This is a genomic window from Nocardia sp. NPDC049149 (assembly GCF_043197455.1).
Classification (GTDB): Bacteria; Actinomycetota; Actinomycetes; order Mycobacteriales; family Mycobacteriaceae; genus Nocardia.
This window is the reverse complement of record NZ_JBICTD010000004.1, coordinates 278,403-293,294: the sequence shown is the minus strand read 5'-3', so window position 1 is coordinate 293,294 and position 14,892 is coordinate 278,403. Positions and strand designations below refer to the sequence as shown.

At 66.5% G+C, this 14,892-nt stretch carries 1 protein-coding gene (cut by a window edge); it reads right to left on the bottom strand.

Annotated elements, in window-relative coordinates:
* Window positions 1-14,892, bottom strand: the 5' portion of a protein-coding gene (locus ACGFNJ_RS17085; protein ID WP_393448316.1) for an amino acid adenylation domain-containing protein. The gene continues 360 nt to the left of window position 1, outside the view; only the first 14,892 of its 15,252 coding nucleotides appear in the window; it begins with the start codon at window positions 14,890-14,892; its stop codon lies off the left edge, out of view.

Below are 14,892 nucleotides of genomic sequence, written 5' to 3'. Positions count from 1 at the left end.
GTCGATCACCAGCACCGCGGTGGGCACCATGAAATCGGGCAGTCGCTCGGCCACGAAAGCGCGCACCGCGGCGGGCAGCAGGGTGTCCTGCGGGTTGTTGGCGTAGGTTGCCTGGTCCCCGAGGGCCGCCGATGGCAGGTACACGTCGGTCAGTGGTCGTCCCTGTGCCGTCCTGGCATCGAGGAAGACCGCGTCCATCCGACCCGGTTCCGCCGACCAGGTGACCGCGACGGAATATCCGCGCTGCCTGCCGAGCAGGTACAGATCCTCGGGCAGCAAGCCGACGTCCGCGTAGTCGGCTGTGTCGAGTTTTCCTTCGAATCCTGGTGCGAGCGGGTCGGTTCGCTCAGTCTCGGGCACCCGGTCACCGGTCCGTATTCGGTCGGTGGCGGCGAGCTGGCCGGTCAATCCGGCATGCGGAATACCGGTGACACGAATGCCATTGGCGTGTCGACTCCGCAGCAGGGTGTGCAGCCAATCGCGGTCGCGGAACGTTGCTTTCGGTGCCTGGGCGACCGAGAGGCATTGTGCAGGAGCCTTGTGCAGAATGACGTCGTAGCGGTACCTGGTCAGCTCGTTCACCGAGATCCCGCGTTTGAGTTGAATATCGACCGCGTCGAACCCGCTCGCGCCGCGCGCCGCGGCCAGGAAGTACTCCGGTGCCAGCAACAGCTCCTGCTCGGCGGCGACGTCGCGGTGCACTCGGTCCAAGACCGCTGCCGGATCGTCGCCACCGTTACGGGTGACCTGCACCGAGGTCGTGAACTCCGCCAGCAGAGCGAGATTGCGCACATCACCGATGAACACCGCGCCGCCGGGCGCCAGCAGGCGCTGCACTTGGTCGAGTACTTGACGGAGATACCTTTCACCGGGGAAGTACTGAACAACCGAGTTCAGAACCACCGTGTCGAAATAGTTCTCCGGCAAGCCACCGATATCGTCCGCCGCCTGAGCACTCAGGAACACGCGATCGGCCCACCACGGGTCGAGTGTCGCCAACCGCGTTCGGAGGGTGTCGATCGTCGCTGCCGACAAGTCTGTCGCCCAGTACTCGGAGCTGTCCGGAGCCAACTGCGACAACAACAATCCCGACCCGACACCGATCTCGAGCATCCGACCCGGGTTCAGCCCGCGGATCCGATCGACCGTCGCCGACCGCCACTCCCGCATCTGCGCCAGCGGAATCGGCGCGCCGGTGTAGCTGCTGTTCCAGCCGCCGAAGTCGGCGACGAAACCGGTTTTGGACGCACCGCCGTTGCCGTTGCCGTTGCCGTTGCCGTTGCCGTTGCCGTTGCCGTTGCCGTTGCCGTTGCCGTTGCCGTTGCCGTTGCCGTTGCCGTTGCCGTTGCCGAGTTTTGCCGCGCCGGAGTACAGGTCGTCGTACACCCGACGCCACTGGCCGACGAGTTCGTCTTCACCGACGGTCGGCCCGGTCCGGTCGGCCACCACATACCCGACGAGTTGCGTTCCGCCCGCCTCGGTTTCCCGCGCAACCACGACCGCTTGCGACACCGAAGGATGCTGCGCGAGTGCGGTTTCGACTTCACCGGGCTCGACACGGAAGCCGCGGATCTTGACTTGATCGTCAACCCGGCCTGCGAATTCCAACTGTCCGGAGCTCATCCAGCGCACCACGTCTCCGGTGCGATACAGCCGACCACCGACCGGATCGAACGGATCGGCCACGAACCGCGCCGCCGTCAACCCCGCCCGCCCGCGATAGCCTCTGGCCAACTGCGCGCCCGCAACATACAACTCGCCCGGAACGCCGACAGGGACCGGCCGAAGCCAGGAATCCAACACGAACACCCGGGTATTGGTCACCGGACGCCCGATCGGCACCGCACCCTCGATACCGACCTCGGCGTCGTAATCGGTCACACACGCCGTCGTCTCGGTCGGCCCATAGCCATTCATCACCTGGACGTCGGCGTACTTCGCATTCAGCCTCCCGACCACACCAGCTGTCAGCTCAGCACCACCAACAATCACCCGACGCAACGACGTCAACGGACTACCAGGCAAAGACTCCACATGATCGACCAGTGCTGACAGCAACGGTGGCGTGGCGAACATCTTCGTCACCGACCGACGCTCTATCAGGCCCGTGATCTCCACCAAATCCGAGCGTTGCTCCCCCGCAACCACCAACGTCGCACCACCACACAACGCAGGCCAAATCTCATAGGTAGAGGCATCGAAAGCGATCGAAGAATGCACCAACACCCGATCCTCGACACCGACAGACCACGCCTGCGCCACCAAATTCACGACGTTACGATGCGTGACACCAACACCTTTCGGCACACCCGTCGACCCAGACGTATAGATCACATACGCCAAATTCTGCGGATCGGGTACCCGATCCACACCCGACTGTCCCGTCCTCTCGTCAAGCGAATCGACACACAACCGCGGTGCCGCGGTGTCGGGCAGCACCCGCACAGTCGCCGAATCCGTCACCACAACAACGGGATTCGCATCGCTCAGGACGAACGCCAACCGATCCGAGGGATACGCCGGGTCGATCGGCAAGTACGCCCCGCCCGCTTTCAGCACACCGAGCAACGCCACGATCAGATCCACCGACTTCGGCAACGCAACCGCGACAACGGCATCGGGACCCACCCCAGCCGATATCAACGAGCACGCCAATTGGCCGGCGCGGGTGTCGAGTTCGCCGTACGAGACTTCGACGTCACCACACATGACCCCGATCGTCTCCGGCGTCCGGACAACCTGCGCCTCGAACAACCCGATCAGCGTGCAATCAGGAACCCCGGCGGTCGCACCGTTCCACGAACGCAAGACCGACTCGCGTTCCTCGGCGCCGATCACATCGATCGCCCCCACCGCGACACCCGGATCCGCCACGATCTGCCGCAGCACCCGAACGAGCCGGTCCACCATCGTCTCGACCGTCGACCGGTCGAACAGCTCGGTCGCGTATTCGACCAATCCGCTCCACGGGTGCCCGGCCGGAGCGTCGGTGATGTTGAAGAACAGATCGAACCGCGAGGTCGCCGTGGTGGCGACGTACGGCTCGAGCCGCACCCCAGGCAGTTCCATCGTCGCCATGGTGTTGTTCTGGAAGGCCAGCGATACCTGGAACAGCGGATGGTGGGCGGCCGAACGGGCCGGGTTGAGCAACTCGACGAGCAGCTCGAACGGCGCGTCCTGATTCTCGTACGCGGCCAACGCCTTTGCCCTGACCTGACCGAGGATCTCGGTGAACGCGGCTGCCGCGGGAACCCTGGTCCGCAGCACCCACGTGTTGACGAAGAGGCCGACCAGGTCGGCCAAGGCGTCGTCGGTCCGGCCCGCGATCGGGGATCCGATCGGAATATCGTCCCCCGCACCGAGTTTGCACAGCAGCACCGCCAACGCCGACTGCAACACCATCGACACGGTCGCACCCTCGCGGGCGGCCACCCTTTCCACTGCGGCGCGGAGCAGCGGATCGATCTCGAACAGCACCATGTCCCCGCGATAGCTGGCCACCCGAGGCCGCGGCCGATCCGTCGGCAAACGCAGCTGTTCCGGGAGCCCATCGAGCTCCTGCCGCCAGTATTCGAACTGGCGCGACAGCACACTGTCCGAATCGGTCGACGCACCGAGCAGCTCCCGCTGCCACAGCGTGTAATCCACGTACTGCACCGGCAACGGCGTCCACCGAGGTGCGCGCCCTGCCATGCGCGCCGCGTACGCCTCCGACAAATCCCGCAGCAACGGCGTCATCGACCAACCGTCACCGGCGATGTGATGGATCAACAGCACCGCGACACACTCGTCGGCGCCGCACCGAAACACACTGGCGCGCAGCGGAATTTCCGTGGCCAGATCGAATCCGTACCGCACGGCCGCGGTCACCGCCGCAGCCAGGTCGGCGGGGGCGACCTCGGTGTCGAGCACCGGCGCACGCATGTCGTCGAGCACCTGCTGGGACGGCACGCCATCGGCGTCGACGAAGACCGTGCGCAGACTCTCGTGCCTGGCAACCACATCGCCGATCGCCGCACCGAGCACGGCGACGTCCGCCCCGTGCAACCGCACTGCGTATGCCATGTTGTAGGTGGCCGACGGCCCCTCCAGCCGATGAATGAACCACAACCGTCGCTGCGCGAACGACACCGGAATCACGTCGGGCCGTTGCCGGGCATACAGCATGGGACGCACCTGCACGTCGGCATCGAGCCGAGTCACCAACTGCGCCACCGTCGGCGCGTCGAAGACCGTCCGAATCGGCACCTCGACGCCGAGCACCACCCGAATCCGGCTCGCCAAGCGTGTGGCCAACAGAGAGTGCCCACCCAACGCGAAGAAGCTGTCGTCGATGCCGACGCGATCGAGTCCGAGGATCTCCGCGAACAATTCGGCGAGTGCGCGCTCCTGCTCGGTGCGCGGCGGCCGATATTCGCTGGTGGCGGCGAACTCCGGATCCGGCAACGCCGCCCGGTCGAGCTTGCCGCTCGCGGTCACCGGCACCGAGTCGATCACCAGCACGGTTGCGGGCACCATGAACTCGGGCAGCCGATCGACCGCCCACCGCCTGACCTCGGCGGCCAGCAGGCCTGACTGCGGATTGTTGGCATGACCTGACGGATCACCCACCGCAGTCGGCACATACACGCCGGTCATCGGTCGTCCAGCGTGCGCAACGGCGTCGAGGAAAACCGCATCCATCCGACCCGGTTCGCCCGACCAGGTGACCGCGGTGATGTACCCCAGCTGGCTGCCGAGCACGTGCAGGTCCTCGGGCAACAACCCGCTGCCCGTCCGCGCGGCAGCCTCGGCGAGCATCGCCTCGTAGCCGACGTTCAGTCCGTCGGCGCCTGCGTGGCCCGTCCGGATCCGGTGCGCCGCTTCGATTTCGCCGGCCAGCCCGGCGTGCGGAATCCCGGTGACCCGGATGCCGTCACCGTGTCGATTCCGCAGCAGCGACCACAGCCAATCCTGGTCGCGGAACTCGACTTTCGGCACGTCGGCGACCGCTACCGGGGTGACCGGCGCCTTACGCATGATCACGTCGTATCGGTAGCGCGTCAGCTCGTTCACCGAGGAGCCGCGTTTGAGTGCGATATCGACGGCACCGATGTCGAGGACGCGGCTCATGGCCAGGAAGTACTCCGGCGCCAAGAGCAGCTCCTGCTCAGCGGCGATGTCGCGGCGTACGCCGTCTCTGACCGCCGCCGGGTCGTCGCCGCCGTTGCGGGCGATCTGCACCGCGGTCGTGAACTCTTCCAGCAGCGCGAGATTGCGCACATCGCCGACGAACACCGCGCCGCCTGGTGCCAGCACCCGCAGCACTTGCTCGAGGACGCGACGGAAATACCGTTCACCGGGGAAGTACTGGACCACCGAGTTCAACACCACGGTGTCGAAATGACTTTCCGGCAGTCCGTCCCCGTCGTCCGCGGCACGGACGCGCAACACGACGCGCTCGACCCACTCCGCGCCGAGCCCAGCCAACTGTGCGCGCAGCGTCGCGATGGTCTCCGCCGAGAAGTCCGTCGCCATGTACTCGGCGCAATGCGGCGCCAACTGCGACATCAGCAAGCCCGACCCCACACCGATCTCGAGCACCCGCCGCGGGCGCAGCGCACGGATCCGATCGACCGTCGCCGACCGCCACTCCCGCATCTGCGCCAGCGGAATCGGTTCCCCGGTATAGCTGCTGTTCCAGCCACCGAAATCGGACCCGAACTCGCTCGCTGCGGCAGGCTGCGCAACGTCGCCGCTCCGAGGGGCCGCCTCGGCGTACAGATCGTCGTACACCTGGCGCCAGTGTCCAACCAGCTCGTCTTCGCCGACCGTCGGCCCCGACGGGTCGGCGACCACGTACCCGACCAACTGCTTCCCAGCGGCCACCCCGGTATCGCGGGCCACCACCACCGCTTGGGCAACCGAGGGATGCTGCGCCAGCACCGTTTCGACCTCGCCGGGTTCGACGCGGAAGCCCCGGATCTTCACCTGATCATCGGCACGGCCCGCGAACTCCAACTGCCCGAGGCTGTTCCAGCGCACCACATCGCCGGTGCGATACAACCGGTCGCCCGTCGCGGCGAACGGATCAGCGACGAATCGTGTCGCGGTCAGCCCGGCCCTGCCGTGATAGCCGCGCGCCAATTGCGCACTGGCGACGTACAACTCACCGGCGACGCCGACCGGCACCGGCGTCAACCACGAATCCAGCACGTACACCCGGGTATTGGCCACCGGCGCACCGATCGGCACCGCGGCGTCTGTCGCGCCGTCGGGCACGCGATAGGCCGTCACATCGACGGTCGCCTCGGTCGGGCCGTAGAGGTTGTCGATTCGGGCATCGCCGCACGTGGCCTGCAGCGCATGAACCAGCCCTGGCGACAGCGTGTCCGCACCGGTGCTCACCTGGGTCAGGCTCCGGAATGCATTGCCCGGCAACGACTCGACGAGATCGACAAGTGCCGACAGCAACGGTGGCGTCGCGAACATCTTCGTCACCGACCTGGTCGCGACCAACCGGGTGATCTCGAGCAGATCCGAACGCTCCGCGGCGGCGATCACCAAGGTGGCGCCGCCGCACAGCGCAGGCCAGATCTCGTAGGTGGAGGCATCGAACGCGATCGAGGAGTGCACCAACACCCGATCCTCGACACCGGCCCGCCAAGCCTGCGCCACCAGGTTGACGACGTTACGGTGCGTGATACCAACGCCTTTCGGCACACCGGTCGAGCCAGACGTATAGATCACGTACGCCAGGTTCTGCGCCGTGATCGCCGACGCCCAGTCCACACCGAACCGGACCGGCCCGTCGACGCTGGGCATTTCCTCGATCGTGTCGAGGTAGAGGTGAGGTGTTCCGTTGTGCGGCAGGCGCTCTGCCGTGTGGTGATCGGTGAGAACGAGAACCGGGGCGGCATCGGCGAGGACGAACGTCAACCGGTCCGACGAGTACGCCGGATCGATCGGCAGATACGCGCCGCCTGCCTTGAGCACACCGAGCAACCCGACGATCAAGTCGGCCGAGCGCGGCAACGCCACCGCCACAATGCTGTCCGGGCCGACCCCCTGGGCAGCCAAGATCTTGGCGACCTGGTCGGCCCGACTGTCGAGATCCCGATAGGTCAACTCGACGTCACCGCAGACGACCGCGAACGCCTCGGGCACGGTGGCGACCTGCGCCGCGAACAACTCGACCACGGTGTTGTCGAGGACAACGCGCGCGGTGTCGTTCCAGCGCTGCAACACCAGCGCCCGTTCGTCGCCACCGAGCACATCGATCGACCCCACCGGTGCGTCCGGCCGCGCAACCACCCGCCGCAGCAGCCGAACCAGCCGCTGCGTCATCGCCTCGACGGTGGACCGGTCGAACAGCTCGGTCGCATACTCGACGAACCCCGGCCACGGCGCACCGGCGGCCGCCTCGGCGATGTTGAAGAACAAGTCGAACCGTGACGTCGCGGTAGCCGCGCGATAGGGCTCGATCCGCACGCCCGACAGCTCGAGGGCGGGCAGCGTGTTGTTCTGGAAGGCCAACGTGACCTGGAACAGCGGATGATGCGCCGCCGACCGAGTCGGGTTCAACAACTCCACCAGCAACTCGAACGGAAGATCCTGATTCTCGTACGCGGCCAACGCTTTCGCCCTGACCCGGCCGACGATCTCGGCGAACGGGACCGCAGGAGCGACGGCGGCGCGCAGCACCCACGTGTTGACGAAGAACCCGACCAGATCGGTCAGCGCCTCGTCGGTCCGGCCCGCGATCGGTGCACCGATCGGAATGTCTTCTCCCGCACCGAGCTTGAACAGCAGCACGACCAATGCCGACTGCAGCACCATCGAAACGGTCGCGCCCTCGCGGGCGGCCAGCCGTTCCACTGCGGCACGCAGCGCCGGATCGATCTCGAACGGCAGCACATCCCCGCGATAGCTGGCCACCCGAGGCCGCGGCCGATCCATCGGCAGGCGCAACTGCTCGGGCAAGCCGTCGAGTTCACCGCGCCAGTACTCGAATTGCCGAGACAACACACTGTCCGGGTCGTCGGACGAGCCGAGCAGTTCGCGCTGCCACAATGCGTAGTCCACGTATTGCACCGGCAGCGGCGCCCAGTCCGGCGCGCGGCGCGCCAGCCGAGCCGTGTACGCCGTCGACAGATCGGTCAGCAACGGCGTCAACGACCAGCCGTCGCCGGCGATGTGGTGGACCAGCAGCACGGCAACGCATTCGTCGGCGCCACAGCGGAATATGCTGGCACGCACCGGAATCTCCGACGAGAGATCGAACCCATACCGCACCGCCGCGGTCACCGCCGGGTCCAGCGCCGCGGTTTCGGTCACCGTGACCGGCACCTCGATCCCGTCGGCCTCGAGCACCCGCTGGGACGGCACCCCATCGACATCGACGAAGATCGTGCGCAGACTCTCGTGCCGGACAACGACATCCACGATCGCCGCACGCAACGCCGACACATCCACCCCGTGCAGCCGCACAGCCAGCGCCATGTTGTACGTCGCCGACGGCCCTTCCAACCGATGGATGAACCACAGCCGCTGCTGCGCGTACGACAACGGAACCACGTCGGGCCGTTGCCGACCGAGCAACGCGGGCCGGACCTGAGCACCGGTGTCCAGTCTGGTCGCCAGCTGCGCCACCGTCGGCGCGTCGAAGACCGACCGAATCGGCACTTCGACGCCGAGCACCACCCGGATGCGACTTGCCATGCGAGTGGCCAGCAATGAGTGGCCGCCCAGCTCGAAGAAGCTGTCGTCCACCCCGACCCGGTCGCGTCCGAGGATCTCGCCGAACAGCTCGGCAAGCTGCTGCTCCTGGCGGGTGCTCGGCGCACGGTAGCGCACCGAGGACACCAGCTCCGGATCGGGCAACGCGCCGCGATCCAGCTTCCCGTTCGCCGTCATGGGCATGGCATCGAGCACCGTGATCGCCGCGGGCACCATGAATTCCGGCAACCGCTCTGCAGCGAACGCGCGCACGTCCGCGCCGGCGAGGTCACTGCCTACCACGTACCCGATCAGCTGCTTACCGCCGTCGGTGTCCCGCGCAACCACGACCGACTGGGCGACCGAAGGATGCTGTGCCAGCACCGCTTCCACCTCACCGGGTTCGACACGGAAGCCCCGGATCTTCACCTGGTCGTCGATGCGGCCGACGAACTCCAGCTGCCCTGTCTTGTTCCAGCGCACCACATCACCGGTGCGATACAACCGGCCACCGGTCGCATCGAACGGATCGGCCACGAACCGTGACGCGCTCGCGCCTGCTCGACCGTGGTACCCACGCGCCAGTTGCGGACCGGCCACATACAACTCACCGGCGACACCCGCCGGAACCGGGTGCAGCCACGAATCCAACACGTACACACGCATATTGGCCAACGCGGAGCCGATCGGTACGGCAGCGTCTGCAGATACGGCGTCGGCCGCGAACGTGGTGGCGAACACCGTGGTCTCGGTCGGACCGTACCCGTTGTACACCCGCACCTCGGCGAAGCTCTGCACGCGCCGCACCACCGCCGAGGTCAGCTCGGCACCACCGGCGATCACCTGGTTCAGGCTCCGCAACGGTGCGTCGGGCACCCCGGCTGCCTCATCGAGCAGTACCGACAGCAACGCGGGCGTCGAGAACATCTTCGTCACCGACCGATCCGCGACCAACCCGATGATCTCGGCCGGATCCGAGCGTTGTGCACCGGCCACCACCACGGCCCCGCCGCCGATCAGCGCGGGCCAGATCTCATAGGTCGAGGCATCGAAGGCGATCGACGAATGCACGAGCACGCGCTCGCCGGGACCGGCCGACCAGGCTTGGCAGGCCAGGTTCAGCACGTTACGGTGCGTTACCGCAACACCTTTGGGCACGCCGGTCGAGCCAGACGTGTACATCACGTAGGCCAGGTTGTCCGACCGCACGATGTCGGTTCGGTAGCTGCCGGTCGCACCGGGATCGAGCGAGTCGAGGAAGAGCCGGGGCGCGGGAGTAGGCGGCAACGTCAGTTCAGTGGCTTTGTCCGTCACGACGACGGCAGGCGCGGCGTCGGCGAGGACGAATGCCAACCGATCCGAGGGGTATGCCGGGTCGATCGGCAAGTACGCCCCGCCGGACTTCAAGACGCCGAGCAACGCCACAATCAGGTCCACCGAGCGCGGCAGCGCCACCGCGACAATCGTGTCGGGACCGACCCCGCTGGCGATCAAGACCTGAGCGAGCCGATCGGCGCGGCCATCGAGTTCGCCGTACGACACCTCGGTGTCCGCGCAGACGACCGCGATCGTGTCCGGATGCGCGGCCACCCGCGCCTCGAACAACCCGACCACCGTGCCGTGCCGGTAAATCGGGACCGCGGTGTCGTTCCATCGATGCACCAGCAGGTCGCGCTCGCCTGCGTCGAGGACGTCGACCGAGCCCACCGGAATGCCCGGGTCCGCCGTCACCTGCCGCAATATCCGCACCAATCGGCTTGCCATCGCCTCGACGGTGGCCCGGTCGAACAGCTCGGTGGCGTATTCGATGTATCCGTCCCAGCCGATCGGCGCGGGGGCATCACCGTTGGGTGATGCCGCGACCGTGGCATCGCCGATGTTGAAGGTCAAGTCGAATCGCGAGGTGGTGGTCGGCGGCAGATACGCCTGCACACCGACACCTGGCAGCGCCAAGGTCGGCATCGTGGTGTTCTGCAGCGTCAGCAGCACCTGGAACAGCGGATGGTGTGCCGCAGAGCGGGTGGGATTGAGCAGTTCCACCAGCAGCTCGAACGGCGCGTCTTGATTCTCGTAGGCGGCCAGCGCTTTCGCCCTGACATCGGCGAGGATCTCGACGAAAGTGGCCGCAGGAGCGACGGTTGCGCGCAGCACCCAGGTGTTGACGAAGAACCCGACCAGCTCGTTCAGCGCATCGTCGGTACGGCCTGCGATGGGCGCCCCGATCGGAATATCCGCTCCGGCACCGAGTTTGCGCAGCAGGACCGCCAGCGCCGACTGCAACACCATCGAGACCGTCGCGCCGGCCCGACCGGCCAACCGCTCGACCGCCGCACGGGTCTCGGCATCGATCTCGAAGAGCACCCGATCGCCCCGGTAACTTGCGACCCTCGGCCGCGGCCGATCGGTCGGCAGCCGCAGCTGGTCGGGCAGATCGGCGAGTTCGCCACGCCAGTACTCGAATTGCCGAGACAACACACTCTCGGGATCGGCCGACGAACCGAGCAATTCCTGCTGCCACAGCGTGTAGTCCACATAGTGCACCGGCAGGGGCGCCCACCCCGGCGCCAGCCGCTCCAGGCGCGCGGCATACGCCGTCGAAAGGTCCTGCAACAGTGTGGCTGCCGACCAACCGTCACCGGCGATGTGATGGAGCAGCAGCACCAGCACCCATTCCTCCGCACCGCAGCGGAAGACACTGGCGCGCAGCGGAATTTCCGACGAGAGGTCGAATCGATACCCCGCCGCCTGCGCGACCGCCACCTCGACTTCCGACGGCTCGATGTCGGTGACCGCCACCGGCACCTCGACCCCATCGAGCACCCGCTGTGCGGGCACACCGTCGACGTCGACGAAAACCGTGCGCAGGCTTTCGTGCCTCGCCACCACATCGCCGACCGCCGCAACGAACGCACACACGTCGAAGACGCCCGTCAACCGCGCGGCCAACGGCACGTTGTAGGTCGCCGACGGCCCCTCCAGCTGCTGAATGAACCAGAGTCGGCGCTGCGCGTACGACAGCGGAATCACCTCGGGCCGTTGCCGAGCCGTCAATGCGGGCCGCACCTGGACACCGGCGTCGAGCCGAGTGCTCAACTGCGCCACCATCGGTGCGTCGAAGACCGTCCGGATCGGCACCTCGACGCCCAACGCCACCCGGATCCGGCTGATCAGACGCGTTGCGGACAACGAGTGCCCGCCGAGCTCGAAGAAGCTGTCGTCCACGCCGACCCGTTCCAGCCCGAGCACCTCGGCGAACAGGTCCGCCAACACCTGCTCGCCCGCGCTGCCCGGTGCCCGATAACGGGCCGAGGACACCCATTCCGGCGCGGGCAGCGCGATCCGGTCGAGTTTGCCGTTCGGCGTCAACGGCACCGCGTCGATCACCATCACCACCGCGGGCACCTGGAACTCCGGCAACCGTTCCGCGACAAACCGGCGGACCTCTCCCCCGTCGAGTCCGTGACCGTTCGTGCTCCGATCGGCGACCACATACCCGACCAGCTGCGTGCCGCCGTCGGTGTCGACGGCGATCACCACTGCTTGCGCGACCGAAGGATGGTGTGCCAGTGCCGTTTCCACCTCGCCGGGTTCCACGCGGAAGCCACGGATCTTCACCTGATCATCGGCCCTGCCCACGTATTCCAGTACGCCGCCAGCCGTCCACCGCACCACATCACCAGTGCGGTACAACCGACCGCCCGCCGAGTCGAACGGATCGGCGACGAACCGTCCCGCCGTCAAACCCGTTCGCCGCTGGTAGCCGCGCGCCAACCCCGTACCCGCGACGTACAACTCACCGGCCACTCCCACCGGAACCGGCTGCAGCCACGAATCCAGCACGTACACACGCATATTGCCGAGCGGAGATCCGATCGGACTGCCACCCATGGTCCCGCGGGCCGTCTCCATGTCCAGTTTCGTGACATGCACCGTGGTTTCGGTGATCCCGTACATGTTCACCAGCGCCGGACCGGCCTCGACGCCTGCGGAATACCAGGGCCGCAGGTATGCGGGATTCAACGCCTCGCCACCGAATATCACCATGCGCAAGGCGGATTCGGGGTTGCCGCAGGCCGAGCGCGCTTCGGCGAGCGCGTAGAAGGCGGACGGCGTCTGGTTGAGGATCGTCACGCCTTCGGCGACGACCAGCTCCCACAGCTGCGCCGGGGTACGCACCACGTCCCACGGCACGACAACGACCCGACCGCCGTGCAGCAGCGCACCCCAGATCTCCCACACCGAGAAGTCGAATGCCTGGGAATGGCACCACGCCCAGACATCCTCGGTGCCGAAGTCACACCACGGCGCGGTGCTCAGGAAGAGCGAGGCCACGTTGCGATGCGTGACGGCGACACCCTTGGGCGTGCCGGTGGAACCGGACGTGTAGATCAGATACGCGAGATTCCCCGGCCGTAGCGGAGCGGGCCGGACGATGCCGGACTGTTCGGCGTCATCGTCGTCGATCATGATGAACACACCGCTGCCATCCGGAAGTGTCTGTGCGGTCGCGACATCGGTGAGGACGGCGATCGGCGCGGCATCCCCGAGCACGAAAACCAACCGCTCCGTTGGATATGTCGGATCAACCGGCAGATAGGCGCCGCCCGCCTTCACCACCGCCAGGATCGCGACGATCAGCTCCACCGATCTCGGCAATGCCACCGCCACCACGCTGTCCGGCCGCACCCCATGGGAAATCAAGGTCCGCGCAACGCGATCCGACCACATATCGAGCTCCCGATACGAGAGCTCCGTGGCACCGCACACCACGGCCACCGAATCGGGCACGCGACGCACCTGCTCCTCGAACAACCCGACCAGGGTCGCTTCGGGATCGACCGGCACCGCCGTGTCGTTCCAGCCCTCGACCACCAGCGGCCGGTCCGCGCCGAGGATGTCGACCGCGCCGATCAGCGCATCCGGGTCGGTGATCGCCTGTCGCAGGTAGCAGGTGATCGCCGCGAGATACCTGCGCAGATCGGCCTCGGTATAGAGCTGCGCATCGCCCTCGATCCGCAGTGAGCCACCGCGATCCGACTCCCGCTCGTAATAGAAGACGATCGACAGATCGCCGCTGTTGCCCGCCGAATAGACCTGGAGATCGGCGGTGCCACCCGCCATCCGCAGCGCACCGAAGAACGACATGACGTTGATCACCGGGCCGAAGGGATTCCCCTTGGTATTCGGCATTTTCCGGTCACGCCGGATCTCCGACATGCCGTATCGCAGATGATCTCGCGCGCTCGCGATGGTGTCGCTGATCCGGACAGCCAACTCGCCGAGCGAGAGCTCTCTGCTCGAATCGACCAGCATCGGCACGGTGTCCGACAGTTGGCACGGCGTCCTGCGCGGGATGGCGTCCTGATTCGACACCGGTATCTGCACACAGAATTCGTCGCGGAGCGCGTGCCGCTGGATCGCGGCCGCCGCGACCGACATCAAGAGGAACGGCAGCTTGACCCCGATCGCGCGCGCAGAGCTCAGCAGCGCGTCCAACTCCGCGGCCGAAAAGCCTTGGGTACCACCGACTCGCCCCGGCCGCACACCGTGCTCGGCGCTGCCGGGCAGCCGCACCGGTTCGATCCCCGCCGGAATCTGCCCGTGCCAGTAGGCACGATCGATCGCCTGCCGGGTCCTGCGGTACTCGAGATCGCTCTCGACGATGTCGTCGACGGAGACGAAATCCGCAGGCGGCACCGGATTTCCGGCCACCAGTGCGCAGTACACGTCGAGCACCCGCTGCGCCAACGTGACGACACCGACACCGTCCATGATGATGTGGTCGAAACACATCGAGAGGAGGTAATGTTCGGCGCCGACCTCGAGTATTGCGACGCGCAGCAGTGAATCCAACGCGAGGTCGAATCCCGATGCGCGTTCTCGGGCCATATAGTCGAACGCGGCCACCATCGGATCCGGCTTCTCGGTGAAATCTACATAGCTCGGTCGCCATTCCCTGATATCACGTTCGACCTGCCTCGGCCCGTCGGCGCCGCGCACGAAATTGACCGCGAGAGACTCCGACTCGCCGTACACATGATGCAGTGCCGCGGCAAAATGACCGAGGTTCAACTCGGTATGCATGTCGATGTATATGAGGCAATTGTTGGGAATATCCGAAAGTTCGTGCGCTATCCACAGCTCTTTCTGAATCGACGTCACACTGCGCAGCAGTGATTTGTTACCGGATTGCAT